General features: G+C 73.1%; 14 protein-coding genes. 9 read left to right on the top strand and 5 right to left on the bottom strand.

Annotation, left to right across the window (positions count from 1 at the left end; all coding sequences use genetic code 11):
• The first annotated feature begins 273 nt into the window (after positions 1 to 273).
• The gene (locus tag O1G22_RS25640; RefSeq protein WP_053665259.1) at positions 274 to 465 is read left to right on the top strand and encodes a hypothetical protein; all 192 of its coding nucleotides are present in this window, start codon (positions 274 to 276) and stop codon (positions 463 to 465) included.
• Between the two features lie 121 nt (positions 466 to 586).
• On the opposite strand, the gene O1G22_RS25635 is transcribed toward O1G22_RS25640, so the two are convergent.
• From O1G22_RS25635 to O1G22_RS25620, 4 genes are all read right to left on the bottom strand, one after another.
• On the bottom strand, positions 587 to 1,543 hold the full coding sequence (locus tag O1G22_RS25635) for a hypothetical protein (RefSeq protein WP_270083454.1): 957 nt from the start codon (positions 1,541 to 1,543) through the stop codon (positions 587 to 589).
• Between the two features lie 299 nt (positions 1,544 to 1,842).
• Positions 1,843 to 2,949, bottom strand: a complete 1,107-nt coding sequence (gene prfB, locus O1G22_RS25630; RefSeq protein WP_225096161.1) for a peptide chain release factor 2 — start codon at positions 2,947 to 2,949, stop codon at positions 1,843 to 1,845.
• Positions 2,950 to 3,155: 206 nt separating this feature from the next.
• Positions 3,156 to 4,373: a serine/threonine-protein kinase gene (locus O1G22_RS25625; protein ID WP_270083453.1), complete on the bottom strand. Its 1,218-nt coding sequence runs from the start codon at positions 4,371 to 4,373 to the stop codon at positions 3,156 to 3,158.
• A gap of 143 nt (positions 4,374 to 4,516) precedes the next feature.
• Entirely contained in the window at positions 4,517 to 6,190 is a 1,674-nt protein-coding gene (locus tag O1G22_RS25620; protein ID WP_270083452.1) for a serine/threonine-protein kinase, read from the bottom strand.
• A gap of 311 nt (positions 6,191 to 6,501) precedes the next feature.
• On the opposite strand from O1G22_RS25620, the gene O1G22_RS25615 reads away from it, so the two are divergent.
• The 5 genes from O1G22_RS25615 (at position 6,502) to O1G22_RS25595 (ending at position 16,978) form a co-directional block, all read left to right on the top strand.
• Positions 6,502 to 10,755 carry an FHA domain-containing protein gene (locus O1G22_RS25615; RefSeq protein ID WP_270086542.1) on the top strand — a complete coding sequence of 1,418 codons (4,254 nt, stop codon included), beginning with the start codon at positions 6,502 to 6,504 and terminating at the stop codon, positions 10,753 to 10,755.
• Between the two features lie 176 nt (positions 10,756 to 10,931).
• Entirely contained in the window at positions 10,932 to 12,326 is a 1,395-nt protein-coding gene (locus tag O1G22_RS25610) for an ABC transporter substrate-binding protein (RefSeq protein ID WP_270083451.1), read from the top strand.
• Between the two features lie 7 nt (positions 12,327 to 12,333).
• On the top strand, positions 12,334 to 13,692 hold the full coding sequence (locus O1G22_RS25605) for a carbohydrate ABC transporter permease (protein ID WP_428986401.1): 1,359 nt from the start codon (positions 12,334 to 12,336) through the stop codon (positions 13,690 to 13,692).
• A complete protein-coding gene (locus O1G22_RS25600) occupies positions 13,689 to 14,597 on the top strand; it encodes a carbohydrate ABC transporter permease (RefSeq protein ID WP_270083450.1) in 909 nt (302 codons plus the stop codon). Before O1G22_RS25605 ends, O1G22_RS25600 begins: the two co-directional genes overlap by 4 nt.
• Before the next feature lie 149 nt (positions 14,598 to 14,746).
• Positions 14,747 to 16,978, top strand: a complete 2,232-nt coding sequence (locus tag O1G22_RS25595; protein WP_270083449.1) for a bifunctional glycosyltransferase/CDP-glycerol:glycerophosphate glycerophosphotransferase — start codon at positions 14,747 to 14,749, stop codon at positions 16,976 to 16,978.
• Between the two features lie 18 nt (positions 16,979 to 16,996).
• Here O1G22_RS25595 and O1G22_RS25590 read toward each other — a convergent pair whose 3' ends face one another.
• Positions 16,997 to 17,410, bottom strand: a complete 414-nt coding sequence (locus O1G22_RS25590) for an organic hydroperoxide resistance protein (protein WP_071383914.1) — start codon at positions 17,408 to 17,410, stop codon at positions 16,997 to 16,999.
• Between the two features lie 123 nt (positions 17,411 to 17,533).
• Here O1G22_RS25590 and O1G22_RS25585 point away from each other — a divergent pair, with 123 nt between their 5' ends.
• The 3 genes from O1G22_RS25585 (at position 17,534) to O1G22_RS25575 (ending at position 21,344) form a co-directional block, all read left to right on the top strand.
• On the top strand, positions 17,534 to 18,022 hold the full coding sequence (locus O1G22_RS25585; RefSeq protein ID WP_270083448.1) for a MarR family winged helix-turn-helix transcriptional regulator: 489 nt from the start codon (positions 17,534 to 17,536) through the stop codon (positions 18,020 to 18,022).
• A 285-nt stretch (positions 18,023 to 18,307) separates the two neighbouring features.
• A complete protein-coding gene (locus tag O1G22_RS25580; protein ID WP_270083447.1) occupies positions 18,308 to 19,585 on the top strand; it encodes a glycosyltransferase 87 family protein in 1,278 nt (425 codons plus the stop codon).
• 46 nt (positions 19,586 to 19,631) lie between these two features.
• Positions 19,632 to 21,344: a glycosyltransferase family 2 protein gene (locus tag O1G22_RS25575; protein ID WP_270083446.1), complete on the top strand. Its 1,713-nt coding sequence runs from the start codon at positions 19,632 to 19,634 to the stop codon at positions 21,342 to 21,344.
• Positions 21,345 to 21,374 lie beyond the last annotated feature (30 nt).

Raw genomic sequence — 21,374 nt, 5'->3', positions numbered from 1 at the left:
GGATGCACCACGGGTCGCCGGGGGTAGATGAGCGTGACCATACGCGAACCGGGTGCGCAAGTGCAGGCGCAGGTAGAGCTTGGGCAAGACTTGTACGTTTTTGTACCGGGCGCTGTTTCCGTCTCCGCCTCCCTCACCGCCTCCGCCCCGCCTCCGTCCCGCTCTCCCGGGGCCCCGCGCACGGCTTGCGTGAACCTGGCACAGTGGTGGGGGGAACGTTCTCGTTCCCGTGAGCGTTCTAGTAGTGATGGCCGGTGCAAGGAGGGCGAGCGCATGACGTACGACCGGTTGGTGTGCGCGAACTGTGCGGCGCCCGTGAGCGAGGGCCGGTGCCCGGTGTGCCGTGCCAACCGCGAGCGACTGCAGCACGAGGGTTTCCTCGGCGGGGTGAACCCGATGGCGCTGATCGCGCTGCTGGCGGTGCTGATCGCCGCGGTGGCGCTGCTGGCGCACCAGACCGCATAGCGCGCGGCGCGGCGGCGGACAGGCCGCGAGAACGCCGTAGAGACGGCTGAGGGCCCGGAGCGCCAAGCTCCGGGCCCTCGGTGTCACAGCGTACGTGCGCTGCGTGACCGTGGGGTCACGGTCAGGCGGCGGCGCCGCCCCGGCCGTTCACCAGGCGCGGCAGCACGCGGAAGCCGATGCCGCCGGCGATCATCGTCGCGGCGCCGATGACCAGGAACGCGGTCTGGCCGGCACCGGTCTCGGCGAGCTGCTTGTCGCCGCCCTGGGCCTTGTTGTTGTTGTCGGAGGAGCCCGTGTCGGTCAGGGTCGAGGAACCGGCGTCCTGGGTGGTCTTGCCGCTGCCGCCCTGCGGGTTGTCGTTGTTGCCGCCGGTGGTGGAGCCGCCGGTGCTGCCCGAGCCGCCCGAGGTGCTGGAGCCGCCGGTGCCGTTACCGCCGGAGTTGCCGTTACCGCCGGAGTTGCCGTTACCGCCGGAGTTGCCGTTGCCACCGGTGGTGCTGGAGCCACCGTCCGTGGAGGAGCCACCAGTCGTGGTCGAGCCACCAGTCGTGGTGGAGCCACCGGTCGTGGTCGAACCACCGGTCGTGGTCGAACCACCGGTCGTGGTCGAACCACCGGTCGTGGTCGAGCCACCGGTCGTGGTCGAACCGCCGTCGGTGGTGCCACCGGTCGTGGTCGTGGAGCCGCCGTCAGAGGTGCCACCGATGGTGACGGTGCCGCCGATGCCACCATCGGTGGTGCTGGAGCCGCCGGTCGTGGTGGAGCCACCGTCGGTCGTGGTCGAGCCGCCGGTCGTGGTGGAGCCACCGTCGGTCGTGGTCGAACCGCCGTCCGTGGTGGAGCCACCGTCGGTCGTGGAGCCGCCGTCGGTCGTGCCGCCGTCGGTGCAGACGGCGACCGGGCAGCCGCCGTCGGTGCCGCCGTCGTCGGTGTTCGTGTGCGCGCCCAGGCTGATCGGACCCGCCTGGACGTTGAGGTCCAGGGCGGAGGCCGCGCCGGCGGCCGTCAGGGACGCACCGGCCGCGATCACGGCGCCCGCGGCTATCCGCGCGACCCGGATCCGCGTCTTCTTCGTCATATGGTTGCTACCCCCAGTAGCTGTTCGTCAATGAGGCGGCGCGTGGGGCGTTGCCGTGATCGACGGGAGGCAGCCGGTGACGAAGTCCGCGTCAACTCATTCCCCCGGTTCACATGCGCCCCGCAAGTACGCATGCCGCGTGCAACCCTTCCCATTTTTCAAAGCAACGTCAAGGTCATTGCGGGCGCATTGTCCATTGGGGGTGTTTTTGCGGGCGCTTGGCAGCTGTAATTGTGATGTAAAACCCAGACATAACGACAACTGCCGCCTCATGGGCGGCAGTTGTCATGTCGACAAAGTTACTTCTCCTGCTGCTTGCGCCAGCGAATACCGGCCTCCAGGAACCCTTCGATCTCACCGTTGAACACGGCCTCCGGGTTGCCGACCTCGTACTCGGTGCGCAGGTCCTTGACCATCTGGTAGGGGTGCAGGACGTACGAACGCATCTGGTTGCCCCAGGAGTTGCCGCCGTCGCCCTTGAGGGCGTCCATCTTGGCCTGCTCCTCCTGGCGGCGCCGCTCCAGCAGCTTCGCCTGGAGGACGTTCATCGCCGTGGCCTTGTTCTGGATCTGCGAGCGCTCGTTCTGGCAGGAGACCACGATGCCGGTCGGGAGGTGCGTGATGCGGACCGCGGAGTCGGTCGTGTTGACGCCCTGACCGCCGGGCCCGGAGGACCGGTAGACGTCGATCCGCAGCTCGCTCTCGTCGATCTCGACGTGGTCGGACTGCTCGACGACCGGCAGCACCTCGACACCCGCGAAGGAGGTCTGGCGGCGGCCCTGGTTGTCGTAGGGGGAAATGCGGACGAGCCGGTGCGTGCCCTGCTCGACGGAGAGGGTGCCGTAGGCGTACGGCGCCTGGACGGCGAAGGTGGTCGACTTGATGCCGGCCTCTTCGGCGTACGACGTCTCGATCAGCTCGGTCTTGTAGCCGTGCTGCTCGGCCCAGCGCAGGTACATGCGCTGGAGCTTCTCGGCGAAGTCGGCGGCGTCGACACCGCCGGCCTCCGCGCGGATGTTGACGAGCGCCTCACGGGAGTCGTACTCGCCGGACAGGAGGGTACGCACCTCCATCTCGTCCAGCGCCTTCTTGACGGAGGCCAGCTCGGACTCGGCCTCGGCACGGGTGTCCGGGTCGTCCTCCTCCTCGGCCATCTCGAAGAGGACGGCGAGATCATCGATCCGACCGCGCAGTGCCTCCGCCTTCCTGACCTCGGCCTGGAGGTGGGAGAGCCTGCTGGTGATCTTCTGCGCCTCGTCCGGGTTGTCCCACAGGGACGGCGCGGCCGCCTGCTCCTCAAGCACGGCGATATCTGCCCTCAGCTTGTCGAGGTCCAGGACGGCCTCGATCGACTCCATGGTCGAGGAGAGGGACTTCAGCTCTTCGGATACATCGACGACTGCCACGGTTCCAGCGTAACGGCTGTTGCAAGCGACCTGGCCCGTGCAGCACCCGGCACTGCGGTCACCGCCCTGGGGGCTCCGCCCCCAGACCCTCGGCTTGCCCACCGTCCCACCCGGCTCGGCCAGGCTGGGAGGGTGCCCTCTCGGCTGACAGATACGGGTGGGCGGATGGGAAATGGGGGTACAGGGGGCGGAGCCCCCTGGGTGGGTCAGGGTGCCGATGTGCTGTGGGTGTCCTGGGCCGGCTTGTCGTCGCCGCCGGAAGACGCCACGTACGCGCCGACGCCCACGACGGCCGCCAGCACCGCCCCGGCCACTCCCAGAGTCACCCTGCGCCGCCGGACCACCGCCCGGTGCCTCGCCGAGCCCGGCCGGGGCGCACCGGTGGCCCGGGGAGCGCGCGCGGTGCCGTGCGCGCCGCCCGCCAGCTCGTCCGGCCCCGGCACCCGCATCGAGGTGTGGGTGTCCCGGTTGGAGTCCGGCTTGGCGCCCGGAACCAGCGACACCGCGCCCCGGCGCCGTACCGGCTCGGCGGGCTCGGCCGCCGGCTCCTGCGCGGGCTCCTCGGTCTGGTCCGGCTCGTCCACGTCCAGCGGCGGCATCCCGGTGAGCGACGGCAGCTGCTCGCGCAGCCGCGCCGCCAGCTCCGAGGCGCGCAGCCGGGAGGCGGGCGCCTTGGCCAGGCACTGCACCAGCAGCTGCCACAGCTCCTCGGGGATGCCGGGGAGGGGAACGACCGTCTCCGTGACGTGGCGGCGGAGGACCGCGCCGGGGTGGCCTCCGCCGAACGGGGTGAAGCCCGCCAGCAGCTCGTACAGGACCGTCGCGAGGGCGTAGATGTCGACGGATGCGCGCGGGGGCAGGCCCTCGACGATCTCCGGGGCCAGATAGTCCGGGGTGCCGATGATCTTCGTGGCCTTCGTCCGTCTCGGCGAATCGATCAGCTTGGCGACGCCGAAGTCGGTGAGCAGCGCCGGGTGGGAGCCGCCGGGGCCGAGCGGGCCCTGCATGTCGAGGAGCACGTTCTCGGGCTTGACGTCCCGGTGGACGACACCGGCCGCGTGGGCCGCCGCGAGCGCGTCGGCGACGTCGGCGACGATCGCCACGGCCGCCTCCGGGGCGAGCCGGCGCTCGCGGTCCAGCCGGGTGCGCAGATCGGTGCCGCGCACCAGGTCCATGACCAGGGCCAGGTCGTTGCCGTCGACCACGAGGTCGCGCACGGTGACGATGTGCGGATGCTCCAGGCCGAGCAGCGCGGTGCGCTCCTGGACGAAGCGTCCGACGAGCTCCTGGTCGGAGGCGAGGTCCTCGCGCAGCATCTTGATGGCGACGGGCCCGTCCGGCCCCTCGCCCAGCCACACCGTGCCGGCGCTGCCCCGACCCAGGATCTGGTTCGCGGTGTACCGGCTGCCGATCTTCCGTGCCAAGACTGCTCCTACAGGCGCGCGTTGTCGCGTGGTGCCGACAAAACTACGCGCCTGACGAGCCAACCTTCACCGCGGAGACGGAAATCACCCGTCAGATGTCGACAAATCCGCAAACTCGCGGTCCGGTTACGGGCGTTCCGGGATCAGTTGCCCGAGGAGCCGCCCAGATCCTTGACCCAGCTGCTGACCTGGCCGACCCAGTGGCTCACCTCGTGCCAGTAGCTGCGGCCCTGGCCGATCCAGGTGTGCAGCGGGGTCAGCTCGTAGATCAGCCAGCTCGCCACGACCAGGATGACGAGCGTGAACAGACAGCCCTTCAGGCAGCCGAGCCCCGGAATCTTCATCGGGTTGGCGCTGCGCTGCCGGGGCGCACGCGGCTCGCGCGGCTCACGCGCGGGACGCTGCGGCTGCTGGGGCTGTTGCGGTTGCTGCGGCGGGGCGTACTGCTGGGGCTGCTGCTGCGGCGCGTAGCCGTACCCCTGCTGGTAGCCCTGCTGCCGGCCGCGCGGCTGCGGCTGCTGGGTGCGGGGCTGCGGGGCCGGGCGCGGCTGCTGCTGGGGGCGGGCGACCTGGCGCTGCGGGCGGTGGCGCAGCGGGTCGTCCTCCGGGGCCAGGTACTGGACCTGCGTCTGCTCGTTGCGGTCGCGGGCCGCGCGCAGCTGGGTCTGCCAGGGGTGCGGCTGCTCGGGCTGCTGCCCCTGCGGGCCGGTGTTGGGCAGGAGCGCCGTCGGGTCGGCGGCGCCCGTGTTCGGCAGTACGGCGGTGGGGTCGGCGGCGCCGGCCGGGCCGCCGGTGTGCGGCAGCACGCTCGTCGCCGCGCTCGGGTCGTACGACGGCTGCGGCGCGTTCGTCGGCAGCACCTGGGTGGGGTCGGCGGCGCCGGGCACGCCCGGTACGGCCGTCGGGGCCGGGTCGGGGGCGAGCAGCGCGCCCACGCCCTCGGCGGCGGCGATCTGCGCGGCGTTCGCGTGCACGCCGATGCCCTCGGCGACGACGCGCAGCCCGCGCGCGAGGCTCTCGGCGCTCGGCCGCTCGTCGGGGTTCTTGCGCAGGCAGCGCTCTATGACCGTCCACAGCGGGTCCGGCACGGTGGAGGGGCGGCGCGGCTCGGCGCTCAGGTGCTGGTGCAGGACTTCCAGGGCTGTGCTGCCGGAGAACGGCGGGCGGCCGGTGACCAGCTCGTACAGCAGGATGCCGGCGCCGTAGATGTCGACCGCGGAGGTCTGCGGGCGGCCCTCGGCGGACTCCGGCGCCACGTACGCCGGCGTGCCGACGAACTCGCTGGTGCGGGTCAGGCCCGGGGAGTCGGCGAGGCGGGCGATGCCGAAGTCGGTCAGCATCGGGTGCATCTGGCCGTTGTACTGCGCGAGCAGCACGTTGGCGGGCTTCAGGTCGCGGTGGACGACCCCGTCGGCGTGGCTCGCGGCGAGGGCGTCGGCGATCTGGGCCGTCATCAGGGCGGCGGCGACCGGGGTGAGCGGGCCGTACTCGCGCAGATAGCGGTGCAGGTCGGGGCCGTCGACGAGATCCATGACCAGCGCCAGCAGATCGCCCTCGACGACCAGGTCGCGGACCCGGACGATGTTGGGGTGGGTGAGCCGGAGCAGTACGGAGCGCTCGCGCAGGAAGCGCATCACGATGTCCGGGTCGCTCGCCAGCTCCTCCTTGAGGACCTTGATCGCGAGCGTCTCTCCGGGCTGGCCGGCCACGGCCGCCTCGGCGCCCGCGGTCTCACGCTGGCGGGCACGCCAGACGGTGCCTGTGGCGCCGCGTCCGAGCGGCTCCTCAAGCAGGTACTTGCTGCCGACTGGCCGCACGTCACGCGCTCCCTGCTGCTTGCTGATGCTTGCTTGCCTGCATTCCGGTTGTCGTTCCGGTTGTCCGACCCACTGTAGTGCCGCCCTCCTGGGCACCACATGTTCGACAGAAAGACGCTGCCGTCGGTTCGTCGGTTGCCGCAGAGCGGACGTGACCGATCTCAAGTGATCGTCGGGGGACCGGTGGTCAGGCACTTTTGGGGGCAGAGCCGACCAATCAAGATCACTTGTTACCGGGTGCCGGGCGCTGTGTCAGTGGCAGGTGCGAGGATGCCTCCAGTACTGGCCGACGTGCTCGTGTTGGGGTGGGGATGCAGATCCGGCTGACCGTCGTAGACCCGCTGGGCCCGTCCCCGCAGCGGGGTCGCGCCGCGAGCCGCGACGTGCTGGTCACGGCGCCCACGGGCACGGACCTGGCCGCGGTCGCGTCCGCGCTGGCCGGGGCGGTCACCGGGGAGGGCCGGGACACCGGTGGCGCGGCCGTCGTCCTCTACGCCGGCGCCGACCGTCTGGACCCGCGCCGCTGCACCCTCGGCGAGCCCCCGCTGATCGACGGCGCCGTGCTCTCCCTGGGCGCCCCCGCGGCCCCCGAGCCGCATCCCGAGCTGGACGACGCGCCGACCCAGCTGCACGTCGTCGCGGGGCCGGACGCGGGCGGGGTCCATCTGCTGCACGGCGGCCGGATCAGCGTGGGCCGCTCCGCCGACGCGGACGTGCCGCTGGACGACCCCGACGTCTCCCGGCTGCACTGCGCGGTCACGGTCGGCACCGACGGCCGCGTCTCGGTCGCCGACCTGGGCTCCACGAACGGTACGACGCTCGACGGCGTGCGGGTCGGGGAGCGGCCGGTGCGGGTCCCTGCCGGGGGGCTGCTGCGGATCGGTGAGTCCGCGCTGCGGGTGACGCCGGCCGGGGGGCCGGGGGCGCGGGTGCGGGGGGTGCCGGACGGGGAGGGGTGCGTTCGGGTCGGCCTGGCCGGGGGGTCCGGGGACCGGCCTTCGACCGGCTCCGGTTTCCCACCCGCACCACCCGTGCGGGTTTCGTCGCCGGGTGGTGCGGGCGGCCCCGGTGGGGGGCAAGCGCCGGCGGCGGGTGTGGGTGTGGGCGCTGGTACGGGTCTGGGTGCAGGTGTGGGCGCTGGTACGGGTCTGGGTGCGGGTGGTTTGCCGGGTGCCGGTGGGGCGTCGGGTGCGGGGCGGCCTGGTGGGGGTCGAGCGGCTTCGGCGGGGGGCGATACGGCGTCGGGTGCTGGTGGGCCTGGTTCGGCGGGTGCGGGCGGTCTTTCGGGTGCCGGTGGGGCGTCGGCCGGGGGTGGCCCTGGTTCGGCGGGTGCGGGTGCCTTGTCGGGTGCCGGTGGGTCTGGTCGGGGTGGAGGGACTTCGGCGGATGCGGGTGCGCGGTCGGGGGGCGGGGGCGCTGGTCGGGGGCAAGCGTCGGCGGCTGCCGGTGGGGTGTCCGGTGGTGGCCCTCGTGGGAGTGGAACGACGGCTGGTGCCGGTGGCTTCGGTGCGGGGCAAGGGTCGTCCGCGGGTGGCTTCGACGGGGGTCAGGAGCATCAGCGGGCGGAGTCGGCTCTCGTGCCCGGGCAAGGTGGGGCGCCGCGGATCGAGAGCGCGTCCGGTGCGGGATCTCGTACCGGTGCCGGTACCAGTGGGGACACGCACGCGGGGCGGTTCGGAGTCGGCGGCGATCTGCCGCAGGGTGCCCGGCGGCGCGGCCTCGGAAGGTGGGCGCGACGGCTGGCCGGCGGGCGGTCGGAGCAGACCGGCGGCGAGGAGTCGTACGGCGCCCAGGTGACCCGCTCCCCCGGTGCCGTTCCGGCGGCCGGTGCCCCGCCGCAGCCCGAGGCCTGGCCGGATCCCGCCGCCCTGCTGCTGACGGCACTGGGCCCCGGACCCCGGCTGTGGGAGCGCGGGCCGGGACACCCGGAGGCGCTGACCGTGCGACTCGGCACGGCCGACCGGAGCGCGCCGGACGGCTCGGGTCTGGTTCCCGCCGTGCCGGTGACGGCGGCGCTGCGCGAGGCGGGCTCGCTGGGCCTGGCCGGCCCGCGCCCCCGGCTGTCCGGGCTGGCCCGCGCGGTGCTGGCCCAGCTCGCCGCGCTGCACTCCCCCGACCTGCTGGAGATCGTGCTGATCAGCGCCGACCGCTCCCGCCCGGTGGCGGAGCGCACCGCCGAGTGGTCCTGGCTGGGCTGGCTCCCCCATGTCCGGCCCGGCCACGGCCAGGACTGCCGCCTGCTGCTGGCCTACGACCGCGAACAGGCGGCGGCCCGCACGGAGGAACTGCTCCGCCGGCTGGACGACCACGCGGCGACGGCCAGAACCACGGCCCACCCCACCGGCACCCCGGCGCCCGGCACCGGCGTACCGTCCAGCGCGGCCACGCCCGGCACCCTCCCGAACGCCCTCGCCCAAGGCTCGCTCCCGGGCACCCGCGCCGCAGCCGGCACCGCAGCCGTGCCGGGCGGCTCCGCCACGCCCGGCACCACGAGCCGCCCCACCGCGGCCGGCACGCCTGCCGCCCCTGCCTGGGACACCGCGCCGGAGACGCAAGGCTTCACCGCCTCCGGGTCGTCCTCGGACGCGCCGGGCCGGTCCGCCCACGGCTCACCCGCCGGATCCCGTGACCTGTCGGACCACGCCCCGGCCGACCGCCGTATGCCGGGCAACTCCACACCCGGCCTGCTGCCCGCACAGCCCACAGCCTCCGGCCACCCGGGCACACCCGCCCAGGGAGCGGTATCCGGCCACTCCGGCGCTCCCGCACACGGACACGCCCCGGATGCCTCGGCCGGCGCACCCACCCAGGGAACCGCCGCCGGACACCCCACTACCCCGACCGCCTCCACCCACGGCACGTACTCCACTGCCACCCCCCACCACCCCCCGGCCGACCCCACCGGCCCCACCGGACGCATCCCCCAGCCCGCGGCCGACTCGGCCCGCACCCGTCGCCCCTCCTGGGCCAAGGACACCGCCGAAGCCCCGGGCACCGGTGGCTTCACCGGGCCCTACACGATCGTCGTCGTGGACGGTGATCCCGGCGGAGCCGCCCTGCAGGAGGCTCTCGCGCGGCTCGCCGTGGCCGGGCCGCGGGTCGGGGTGCATGTCGTGTCTCTCGCCGAGACCGAGACCGCGTCGGCCGGCTCCGCCGTGGCGGTGGCGTACGAGGCCGCCTGCGCGGTGACGCCGACGTTCCGGCACTGCGGTGCCGTGGCGCTGCTCGGCGGGGATGTCGCCACCGGGCTGCATGTGATGCGGGTGGCGCCCAGCGGGCCCGTCGGACCCGGTGTACTCGCGGGCGTGGACGCGGTGTCCGGCGCCTGGGCGGAGCGGTTCGCGCGGGCGCTGGCGCCGCTGCGGCCGGACGGCCCGGTCGCCGGGTCGCACGCGCGCGTGGCCACGCCGTTGCCCCAGTCGGCCCGGCTGCTGGACGAGTTGGGGCTGGCCCGGGCCACCCCGGCGTCGCTGATGGCGCGCTGGGCGGACGCGGCGGACGACACCCAGGCGCTCGGCGGCCGGGCGCGTGCGGTGCTCGGTGCCGGACCGCGCGGGCCACTCACCGCCGACCTGGTGGCCGACGGGCCCCATCTGCTGATCGAGGGACCGGCCGGCAGCGGCCGTACGGAGCTGCTGCGGGCGGTGGTGGCCTCGCTGGCCGCCGCCGAGCGGCCGGACCGGCTCGGCATCGTGCTGATCGACGGGCGGGACGGGGTCGGGACGGGCGCCGGACGCGGTGAGGGGCTGCGGGTGTGTACCGACATACCGCACGTGACCACCCACCTCATCGCCAACGACCCCGTACGGATGCGGGAGTTCGCCCAGTCGCTGGCCGCCGAGCTGAAGCGGCGCGCGGAGCTGCTGGGCCGGTCGGACTTCGCCGAGTGGCATGCGGGACGCGCGCTGTCGGGCCGTATCGTCGCGCAGCGCACGTCCTCCTCCGCCGCCACCTCTGCCTCCGCCTCCTCGGGGGACATAGAGGCGCCGCCCAGTTCCACCCTTCGGCTGCGGCCGGGCGCCGCAGCGCGTCAACGGGCCGAGGCCATACCGCCGTTGCCCCGGCTCGTGGTGGTCGTCGACGATCTGGACGCGCTGGTCACGCCCGCGCTCGGCTCGCCCGGCCGGCCCGCCGCGGGCTCGGTGATGCGGGCGCTGGAGGCGGTGGCCCGGGAGGGTGCGCGGCTCGGCGTGCATCTGGTGGCGGCGGCCGGGACGGGGGGTCGTACGGCGGAGACGGAGCCCGCGCGCCGGGCCACGCTGCGGGTCGCGCTGGTCGCCCCGGCGTCCGGGCCGGACGAACCGGCTCCGGGGCGCGGACAGTTGGCGTACGCGGACGGCCGGGTCACCGGTTTCCAGGCGGGCCGGGTGACGGGCCGTATCCCGCGGACCGCGACCCAGCGGCCGACGGTCGTGCCGCTGGACTGGGCACGGATGGGCGACCCGCCGGCCCGCCGGCCGGTGCGGGAGCTGGGCAACGGTCCGACCGACCTGGCCCTGCTGGCGAGCGCGGTGGAGCGGGCGGCCCGGGAGGTGTCGGCGGCACGGGTGCCGTCCCTCCTCTGAACGGCCCCTCTGCTCCGCCCCGCCCCGCCGATCCGAGGTCGATCCGCACCCGTACGCATACACTCACGGTCACGAGCCGGTCACGATGGGCACGTAGAGGCCGCAGGGGCTCTTGCCCGTCCTGAGCGGCCCGGCGTAGACCGGAGCGCACGGGACAGCCGACGAACGGGGAAGTGATGCGCATTCACAGCAGCAGCACCATCCGGCCACACAGGACCGTCACCACACTCGCCGCCCTGCTCACGGGGGCCCTCGCGCTCTCCGCGTGCTCCAGCAGCGACAACAAGAGCGGCAAGGACACAACGGACAGCGGTACCCCCGCCAGTACCCCCACCAGTTCCACCGTCAGTCTGCCGAAACTGAACGGCACCACCCTGGAGATCGCCGCCGTCTGGACCGGCCAGGAGCAGGCGAACTTCAAGCAGGTGCTGGCCGAGTTCGAGAAGCGGACCGGCGCGAAGGTCACCTTCGTACCCGCCCAGGACCCGATCATCAACTTCCTCGGTTCGAAGATCGCGGGCGGCCAGCCGCCGGACGTGGCGATGCTGCCGCAGCCCGGTGCCATCAAGCAGGCGGTGCGGCAGAAGTGGGCCAAGCCGCTCGGCCCCGAGGCGCTGGCGGAGTTGCAGAAGAACTACTCGCAGGGCTGGCAGGACATCGGGAAGGTCGACGGCAAGCAGTACGGCGTCTACTACAAGGCCGCCAACAAGTCGCTGATCTGGTACAACGCCAAGGTCTTCGAGAACGCGGGCGCCAAGGAGCCGAAGACCTGGAAGGACCTGCTGACCAGCGCGCAGGCGGTGTACGACTCCGGTGTCACCCCGTTCTCGGTGCCGGGCGCGGACGGCTGGCCGCTGACGGACTGGTTCGAGAACGTGTATCTGTCCCAGGCCGGCCCGGAGAAGTACGACCAGCTCACGCAGCACAAGATCAAGTGGACGGATCCGTCGGTCAGGCAGGCCCTGGAGACGCTCGCGCAGATCTGGGGCAAGAAGGACTATCTCGCGGGCGGGCAGAGCGGCGCGCTGCAGACGGAGTTCCCGGCCTCGGTCACCCAGACCTTCACCGGCGGCGACCAGCCGAAGGCCGCGATGGTCTACGAGGGCGACTTCGTGCAGGTCAACATCGGTGAGACCAAGGCGAAGGTGGGCACGGACGCGAAGGTGTTCCCGTTCCCGGCCGTCGGCGCGAACGCGCCCGTGGTCTCCGGCGGCGACGCGGCCGTGATCCTCAAGGACTCCAAGGCGGCCCAGGCCCTGGTCACCTTCCTCGCCTCCCCGGACGCGGCGACGATCCAGGCGAAGCTCGGCGGCTATCTCTCGCCGAACAAGAGCGTGCCGATCTCGGCGTATCCGAACGAGGTGCAGCAGAAGATCGCCAAGGCGCTGATCGCGTCCGGTGACGACTTCCGCTTCGACATGTCCGACCAGGCCCCGCAGGCCTTCGGCGGCACCCCGGGCAAGGGCGAGTGGAAGGATCTCCAGGACTTCCTGCGCAACCCGTCGGACGTCGCGGGCACCCAGGCGAAGCTGGAGAGGGACGCGGCGGCGGCGTACGGAAGCGGGAGCTGACCCGGCGATGGCGTCGGCAGCGACGGCGGGCGCCCCACCGGGCCCCGCCGCACCCCGCGGTCGCAAGAGCCGTCAGAGCGTGACCGGCACCCGCAGGGCGGTGGCAGCGCTGTTCCTGCTGCCGGCCCTGGTGCTGCTCGGCGCGCTCGTGGTCTACCCGATCGGGTACTCGCTCGTCCGCAGCTTCGTGGGCAACTCCGGCCACGGTTTCGCCGGAGTCGACAACTACCGGACCCTCTTCACGGACGACGGCATCCGCACCGCCTTCAAGAACAACGTCATCTGGGTGGTGTTCGCGCCCACGGTCTCCACCGCGCTCGGACTGATCTTCGCGGTGCTGACCGAGAAGGTGCGCTGGGGAACGGCGTTCAAGCTGGTCGTCTTCATGCCGATGGCGATCTCGATGCTGGCGGCCGGGATCATCTTCCGGCTGGTGTACGACCAGGATCCGCACAAGGGCGTCGCGAACGCGGTGTGGGTGGGCGTGCACGACACCTTCGCCCAGTCCTCGGCGTTCCCGAAGGCCCACCCCGGCCGTGAGTCGCCGCTCGTCGCGCAGAACGGAGGCTTCGTCACCAAGGCCACCGTCCACGCCGGACAGCCGGTCGCCCTCCCCCTGGTCGGCGTCGCGCCCGACCAGATGCCGGACGGCGCCAAGCAGGCCGTGGCGGCCAAGCCGGAGCCGGGGAAGGTCACCGGCACCACCTGGCAGGACTTCACCCGCGGCAAGGGCGTCGGACGGCTCGGCGTGCCCGATCCGTCCGAGCAGGGGTACGCCGGGATGCGGATCGAGGCGGTGAAGGACGGCACGGTGGTCGCCTCCACCAAGGCGGCCGGTGACGGCACCTTCACCCTGCCCGCGTCCGCCGACGGGGCCCGGCTGCGACTGCCGGCGAGCAACTTCAGGGAGCCGTACAACGGGGTGTCGTGGCTCGGGCCGACGCTGGTCACCCCGGCGATCATCGGGGCGTACGTGTGGATGTGGGCCGGCTTCGCGATGGTGCTGATCGCGGCCGGGCTCGCGGGTGTGCCCCGGGAGCTGCTGGAGGCCGCGCGGGTGGACGGCGCGAGCGAGTGGCAGGTGTTCCGCAAGATCACCGTGCCGCTGCTGGCACCGGTCCTCGCGGTCGTCACCGTCACCCTGATGATCAATGTGCTGAAGGTGTTCGACCTCGTCTACATCATCGCCCCGGGCTCCTCCCAGGCCGACGCGAACGTGCTCGCCCTGGAGCTGTACCGCAAGGGCTTCGCGGAGGACCAGCCGGGCGTCGCGAGCGCGATCGCGGTGCTGCTGCTGGTGCTGGTGATCCCAGTGATGGCGTTCAACATTCGTCGGCTGCGGCGGGAGCGGGAGGTGCGGCGATGACGGCGACCGCCGGGAGTATCTCGAATGCCGGTCCCGCCCGGACGGTGCAGGCGAAGCAGTCCCTCGGCGCACGCGTCACGGACAAGCTGAGCGGCGGCCTGGTCCGTGTCTTCCTCGTCCTCGTCGGTCTGTTCTGGCTGGTGCCGACCATCGGTCTGCTGCTGGCCTCGCTGCGCTCCCCGCAGGACATGAGCGCGAGCGGCTGGTGGACGGTGTTCACCAAGCCGTCCCAGCTGACCTTCGACAGCTATCAGAAGCTACTGGAGAACAGCGACATCACCAACTCCCTCTGGAACACCGTCCTGATCACGGTCCCGGCGACAATCCTGGTCGTCGTGGTCGGCTCGCTCGCGGGCTACGCGTTCGCGTGGATGGAGTTCCCGGGCCGGGACTGGTGGTTCCTGGGCGTGGTGAGTCTGCTGGTGGTGCCGGTGCAGGTGGCGCTGATCCCGATCGCCGAACTCTTCGGGAAGATCGGTCTGTTCGGGACCATCTTCGGGGTGATCCTCTTCCACACCGGCTTCGGGCTGCCGTTCGCGGTGTTCCTGCTGCGGAACTTCTTCGCGGAGATCCCCCGCGAGCTGCTGGAGGCGGCCCGGCTCGACGGCGCCGGTGAACTGCGGCTGTTCGCGCGGGTGGTGCTGCCGCTCGGCGGTCCGGCGATCGCGAGCCTCGGCATCTTCCAGTTCCTGTGGGTGTGGAACGACATGCTGGTGGCGCTGGTGTTCACCAAGTCGGGCACCCAGCCGATCACGGTCGCGCTGCAGACGCAGGTACGGCAGTTCGGCAACAACGTCGACGTGCTGGCGCCCGGCGCGTTCATCTCGATGGTGATCCCGCTGGCCGTGTTCTTCGCGTTCCAGCGGCAGTTCGTGTCCGGCGTGATGGCGGGCGCGGTCAAGTAGCCGCCGTCGTGCGGGGGGTGGGCCGCAGCAGGCCTGCCCCTCGCCGTGTCTCCCGGGTCCCCCACATGCCGTACGCGCCGTAACCGATTCACTCCATCGGCCGTTGCCGGTCAGACCCCCGCGCCGACCGACGACCCATGGATGTCCCCTTGCCCCGGTTCAGTGTCATCGTCCCCGCGTACCAGGTCCAGGCGTACCTCTCGGAGTGCCTGGACTCGGTGCTCACGCAGTCGTGTCCCGATCTTGAAGTGATCGCCGTGGACGACTGCTCACCGGACTCCTGCGGCGCGATCGTCGACGAGTACGCGGCCCTGGACGCGCGCGTGAAGGCCGTGCACCTGGCGGAGAACCGGGGGCTCGGCGGTGCCCGCAACGCGGGGCTGGCCGAGGCGAGCGGTGACTACCTGGTCTTCCTGGACGGCGACGACACGCTCACCTCTGACGCGCTGCGGGCGATCGCGGACCGGATCAAGGAGGCCGGGGAGCCGGACGTCCTGGTGTACGACTCCGCGCGCACGTGCTGGGACGGCCGGGCCGTGCGCGACCAGCCGGCCGGCCTGCTCACCGAGCAGGGCCCGGTGCCGTTGCGGCTGGAGGACCGGCCGGGGCTGCTGCGGATGCCGGTGGCCGCCTGGAACACGGCCTGCCGGCGGGAGTTCGTCACACGGCAGGGCTTCACCTTCCCGCCGGGCTCCTGCGCGGACGCCCCCTGGACCCTCCCGGTGCTGATGGCGGCGGACTCGATCGGGACACTGGACCGGGTGTGCGTGCACCACCGGCAGCGCCCGCAGAGCGGCACCGTCCCCGGCACCGGCAGCCGCCGGCACGTCGATCTCTTCGAGCAGTACGACCGGGTCTTCGCGTACGTCGCCGGGCGGCCCGAACTGGCGCGGTGGCGCACGGAGTTGTTCCGCCGCATGGTCGACCACTACGCGGCGGTGTACACGCTGGGCGGCCGGCTGCCGCGCGGCAGCCGGGCCGAGTTCCTGCGCCGGGCCCGCGCCCACTACCGGCGGCACCGGGTCCCCGGCACCCGGATGCGGCCGGGCCACGCCCTGGTCCGCTTCGGTCTGCGCCGCACGTTCCGCGCGCTCCAGCTCGCCTCGGCCGTGCGCCGGCGCACGCTGAAGGCGGCGGTGAAGCTGGCCCGCGCCGTGCGCTCCGGCGCGTTGCGCCTGCACTACCAGGTCCAGCTGCGGCTGCCGGTGCGTGCCGACCGTGCGGTGTTCACCGCCGCCGAGGGGCACGGCGGCGACCCGGGCGCACTGGAGGAGGCGTTCCGCACCCACGCCCCGCACATCCGCACCGCCTGGATCACCCGCCCCGGCCACGAGCATGCGGTGCCGCCCGGCCCGCGCCGCGTCCGGCCCGGTGGCGCCGCCTACTGGACGGCGCTGGCCCGCGCGAAGTACCTGGTCACCGACGACGTACTGGAGCCGCGGCTGCGCAAGCGGCGCGGGCAGGTGGTGATCAGGACCGGGCAGGGCACCCCGCTCGGGCACATGGGCCTGGACCTGCTGGAGCGTCCGGCGGCGGCCCGGGACACCGACTTCGCCGCGCTGCTGCGGGGCGCCGCCCAGTGGGACCACGTCCTGTCCGGCAACCGGCACTCGACGCTCGTCTGGGAGCGGGTCCTGCCGGGCCGGTACCGCACGCTGGAGTACGGCGCCCCGCGCAACGACGTCTTCCAGCGGGCGACTTCGGCGGACGTGACCCGGCTGCGCGAGTCGCTGGGCGTCCCGCGCGGCGCGGTCGCGATCCTGTACGCGCCGGCCCACCGCGACCACCGGCGCACCCAGCACCCGCTGCTGGACCTGGAGCGGATCGTGCGCCGCCTCGGCCCGCGCTTCGTGATCCTGGCCCACACGCCCTACGACCCGGCTGCCGGGAGCGGCCGGATCATCGACGTCCGCGACCATCCGAGCGTGCAGTCCCTGTGTCTGGCCTCGGACGTGCTGCTCACCGACTATGCGTCGCTGATGTTCGACTACGCGGGCCTGGACCGGCCGATCGTGGTGCACACCGAGGACTGGGCGGCGTACGAGGCGGTCCGCGGCGCCTACGTCGACCTGCGCGCCGCCCCGCCGGGCGCGGTCGCGCGCAGCGAGGACGAGCTGATCGACATCTTCGCCACCGGCCACTGGCGCGGCTCACGCTCGGCCCAGCTGCGGGCGGCGTTCCGGGAGCGGTTCTGCCCGTACGACGACGGGCGTGCCGCCGAGCGGGTCGTACGGCATGTGGTGCTGGGCGAGCCGGCGGAGGCGCCGGCGCCGGTGGTGCCGCTGGCGGAGCGTCATCCGGTGCCGGCGGCGGGGGCGCGCTCCCCGCTGACCACCGTGCCGCAGCCCTCCGGCCGGCTTCCTGTCACCGAGCGCCGGTGAGCACTTTTTCGCGGCGGACTACTCGATGACGAGGTCGACCTCGATGTTGCCGCGGGTGGCGTTGGAGTAGGGGCAGACCTGGTGGGCGGTCTCGACCAGCTTGCGGCCGGTCTCCTGGTCCACGGTGTCGGGCAGCTCGACGCGCAGCGTCACCTTCAGCCCGAAGCCCTCGCCCTGCTTGCCGATGCCGACCTCGGCGGTGACCGCGGCGTCGCTGACGTCGACCTTCGCCTGCCGGCCGACGAGGCCGAGGGCGCTGCCGAAGCAGGCGGCGTAACCGGCGGCGAAGAGCTGCTCGGGGTTGGTGCCCTCACCGTTGCCGCCCAGCTCCACCGGCGGCGCCAGCTTGAGGTCGATCTTGCCGTCGGAGGAGACGGCACGACCGTCACGGCCGTGGGTGGCGGTGGCTACGGCGGTGTAGAGCGCGTCCATGAAGACCATCCCTTTAAGAAATCGAGTGTTCCGGCGGCCTGTCCTGTCCGCCGCACGACCACAAGTAGAGCACGCAATTAAGTTGTGCGCAACCGAATGGCCCGCAAGAGCTACCCTTGAGCCATGACCGCCACGACCAGCACCGCCGTCGACACGGACTGGCTCCGCCTGGACCGCCAGATCTGCTTCTCCCTGCACGCCGCGTCCCGCGCCTTCAACGGCGTCTACCGCGTGGTCCTCAAGGACCTCGGGCTCACGTATCCGCAGTACCTGGTGATGCTGGTGCTGTGGGAACAGGGCGATCTGCCCGTCAAGAAGCTCGGCGAACACCTGCGGCTCGACTCCGGCACGCTGTCCCCGCTGGTCAAGCGACTGGAGGCGGCCGGCCTGGTGCGCCGGGAGCGCAGCGCCCAGGACGAGCGCTCGGTCCAGGTCCGCCTCACCGAGGAGGGCACGGCACTGCGCGAGCGGGCCCTGGAGGTACCGCGCCGCATCGTCGAGGCGACCAGCTTCGACCCGGCGGAGATCGCGGCCCTGCGCGACCGCCTGGACCAGCTCACCACCGCGCTGGACGCGGCGGCGGTGACGGCGGCCGCACGGGACGCGAGCTAAGCGCTCCGCGGGAAGTGCCGCAATGGGCCGTCGGTCGTCTGCGGGCCCGTCGTGGCCGGGCGCGCCCACGCGGCGGAGCCGCATATTGATACAGCCCCGCGCCCCTTCGGGGCACTGCCGAACCGCAGCCGACTTCGCCGGAACCGGCTGAGCGGTCCCGGCGCGGGCCGGAGACACGGACGTACGGCCGCGATGTCTGCATCTTTTGTGATGAGACAACCCTTTTGCAGTCATAACGGTGTATCAGCGCGGATACACGTTCTGTGCCGCTTACGCTCCCATGCGATGAACCGTCTCCGTGTCCACACCGGCCCGGTCCTCTGGGTCACCGCCTCGTGGCTGACCACCCGCGCTCTGATGCTGTGGCTCCTCACCCATGACAGCCACCCGCTGCTGGGCGGGGGCGCGGTGGCCCGCGAGGTCTGGTACCTGTACGGCCACTGGTACGGCGTCCTCGCGCACGGCGCCTTCCCGGCGCACGACACGCTGTGGCAGTACCCGCCGGGCGCCGGCGCCGTACTGCTGGCCCCGGCCCTGCTGCCGTGGCTGACGTACTTCCAGGCGTTCGGGCTGCTGACCCTGGCCGTGGACGCGCTGGTCGCGGCGGCGCTGATCCGCGCGGGCACGCGGCCGGGGCGCAGCCTGCTCGGCGCGGCCCTGTGGACGGGCGGTCTGCCGCTGCTGCTCCAGCTCCCGCTCGTCCGGTACGACGTACAGGTGACCGCCCTGGCCGTACTCTCCCTGCTCGCGACGGCACGCTCCCCGCGCGCGGGCGGGGCGCTCGCCGCGCTCGGCGCGCTGGTGAAGGTGTGGCCTGCGCTGGTGCTGCTGGGCACGCCCCGGGGGCCGGTGACGCGCGGGGCGTGGAGGTGGGCGGCGGGCGCGGGGGCCGTCGCGCTGGGCCTGCTCGCCGTGCTGTTCCGCAACCCGCTGTCCTTCCTGCGGCAGCAGGGCGGGCGCGGGGTGCAGATCGAGTCGCTGGCCGGTACCGCGCTGAACCTCGCGCGGCACGCCGGCTGGTCCGGCCGGCCACGCATGCAGTACGGCTCCGTCGAGCTGGTCGGCCCGCATGTGCACGCCGTCGCCCTGGCCTGCCTGATGCTGACGGCGGCCTGCTTCGGACTGCTGGTGGTGTGGCGGGTGCGGGCGCGGCGCTGGACCGAGGCGACGCCGTTCGACGCGGCGCTGAGCGCGGTGCTGCTGTTCACGGTGACCAGCCGGGTCATCAGCCCGCAGTACATGATCTGGCTGATCGGTCTGGCCGCCGTGTGCCTGACGTCACGGCACACCAGCCAGCGCCCGGTCGCGGTGCTGATCCTGGCGGCGGCCGGCTTGAGCACCCTGGTGTTCCCGATGAACTACGGCGAGGTCGTCGACGGCACCTGGACCGGTTGTCTGCTGATGGTGGCCCGCAACGGAGTCCTGGCCGCCGCTGCGGTACTGTCGTTCGTCCGGTTGTGGCAGGCGGCGCGGGCGGAGGAACCGGTGGTGCAGAGCGTGCAGAAGCCGGAACCCCGTCCCGGTTCCGATCGACATCGGGACCGAGCCGTAAGCCTTTCTTGACCAGGTACTATTCAAAAATTTCTACGCTCCCGGCCCCGTGGATCCCATGCGACCTGACCCGCACAGCACACCCGCCGCAGCCGACGCCCCCGATGCGCCGGCCGCGGGCGACATAGCCGACACGGCCGACGCCGCCGGTGACGCCGAGCAGGCGCGCCCGGCGCAGGTGGCCGTCGTCGTCATCGGCTACAACGACGCCGCCCATGTGGGTGATGCCGTGCGGTCGGCCCTCGGGCAGGGGGCCGCGGTCGCCGAGGTCGTCGCCGTGGACGACCGCTCCTCCGACGGCAGCGCCGAGCTGCTGGAGCGGCTGGCCGCCGAGGAGCCCCGGCTGCGGGTCCTGCGCCGGACGGAGAACAGCGGCGGCTGCGGCAGTCCGCGCAACGACGGCATCGACGCGGTGACGGCGCCGTATGTGATGTTCCTGGACAGCGACGACGTGCTGCCGCCCGGTGCGGTGGACGCGCTGCTGACGGCGGCCACGGGCGCGCGCGCCGAGGTCGCGGCCGGGCTGTGCGTGCGCCGGGAGCTGCCCTCGGGGCGCGAGACGCCCTGGCAGGCGCCTCTCTACACGGCCCACACGGTCCTCGCGCGCCCCGCCGAGCGCCTCCGGCTGGTCCACGACACGCTGTGCGTCAACAAGCTGTACCGCACCGACTTCCTGCGTGAGCACGGCATCCGCTTCCCCGAGGGCCGTTTCCACTACGAGGACATCGTCTTCACCTCGCGCGTGCTGGCCGCCGGCCCGCGCATGGCGCTCGTCCCGGACCGCGTGTACGTGTGGCACGTGCGCCGGTCCGCGGAACGGCTGTCGATCTCGCTGGACCGGGAGCGCATCGGGAACTGGCAGGCGCGCACGGAGGCGTGCGCGCTGGCGTACGAGACCCTGCTGGGCGCCGGGCAGAAGGAGCTGGCGCGGGCGGCGCGGGCGAAGTTCCTCGACCACGACGTGCGGATGTATGTGCGCGAGCTGGGCTTGCGCACCGCGGACTACCGGCGCGCGTGGTGGACGCACACCCAGGAGTACCTCGCGCGCTATGACGCGGCCGACTGGGAGCTGAACCCGGGCGCCCCGGGCCGGGTGGTCGCGCGGGTCGTGCTGGAGTCGCCCGAGCCGCGCGACCTGCCCCGGCTGCGGGAGCTGGCCGCGCGCCCGGCGCGGCTGCTGCCGCCGTACGCGCGGGACGCCGACGGCGCCCCCGTCTGGTCGGCCGACCTCCCCCAGGTCGGCCTGGCACCGTTCCTGACCCGCCCCACCGAGGCCCTCCCGATCGCGGTGGACGCGCAACTGCGGCCACGCGCGCGTGGCTCGCGTCTGCACCTGCGGCTGCACGAGCTGTACGGCCGGGTGGCCGAGGCGGGGCCGCGCGAGGTGGACGTGGTGTGGACGGCGCGCGAGGACGAGAAGCACGCGCGAGCGCGCACGACGGTCCCCCTCACGCCCTCCGGTGCGAGCGGGAACGCGCAGCCGGAGAGCTGGACGGCCGCAGTGCCCGTCGACCTGGCCGCGCTCGGCGCGGGCACCTGGGATCTGCGGCTGACCGTGCGCTTCGCGGACGGCACGCAGCGGGAGGTCACGGCGCACGCCCTGACGGGCGCCGGCCGGCTGAGCCGGCGCGCCGTCCCGAGCCCCCGGCACGGTGTGCTGCTGGTCCAGCCGTACGCGACCCACTCCGGCGCGCTGGCCGTGCGGGTCGCGAGCGGCGTGGGCGGTGCGGTACGGGTGGCGCGCCGACGCCTGAAGCGCCTGCTGCGCTAGTCCGCCGGCACGCGCGCGCGTACCCCTGTG

The sequence above is a fragment of the Streptomyces camelliae genome (genome assembly GCF_027625935.1).
Classification (GTDB): domain Bacteria; phylum Actinomycetota; class Actinomycetes; order Streptomycetales; family Streptomycetaceae; genus Streptomyces; species Streptomyces camelliae.
Note: the sequence above shows the minus strand (reverse complement) of the source record. Positions and strands in the feature narration are given on the sequence as shown.

Bases quoted from the DNA above. Each gene is read 5' to 3' on its own strand.
- O1G22_RS25640 (WP_053665259.1), top strand. From the start codon at position 274: ATGACGTACGACCGGTTGGTGTGCGCGAACTGTGCGGCGCCCGTGAGC.
- O1G22_RS25635 (WP_270083454.1), bottom strand. From the start codon at position 1,543: ATGACGAAGAAGACGCGGATCCGGGTCGCGCGGATAGCCGCGGGCGCC.
- O1G22_RS25615 (WP_270086542.1), top strand. From the start codon at position 6,502: ATGCAGATCCGGCTGACCGTCGTAGACCCGCTGGGCCCGTCCCCGCAG.
- O1G22_RS25610 (WP_270083451.1), top strand. From the start codon at position 10,932: ATGCGCATTCACAGCAGCAGCACCATCCGGCCACACAGGACCGTCACC.
- O1G22_RS25605 (WP_428986401.1), top strand. From the start codon at position 12,334: ATGGCGTCGGCAGCGACGGCGGGCGCCCCACCGGGCCCCGCCGCACCC.
- O1G22_RS25600 (WP_270083450.1), top strand. From the start codon at position 13,689: ATGACGGCGACCGCCGGGAGTATCTCGAATGCCGGTCCCGCCCGGACG.
- O1G22_RS25590 (WP_071383914.1), bottom strand. From the start codon at position 17,410: ATGGACGCGCTCTACACCGCCGTAGCCACCGCCACCCACGGCCGTGAC.
- O1G22_RS25585 (WP_270083448.1), top strand. From the start codon at position 17,534: ATGACCGCCACGACCAGCACCGCCGTCGACACGGACTGGCTCCGCCTG.
- O1G22_RS25580 (WP_270083447.1), top strand. From the start codon at position 18,308: ATGAACCGTCTCCGTGTCCACACCGGCCCGGTCCTCTGGGTCACCGCC.
- O1G22_RS25575 (WP_270083446.1), top strand. From the start codon at position 19,632: ATGCGACCTGACCCGCACAGCACACCCGCCGCAGCCGACGCCCCCGAT.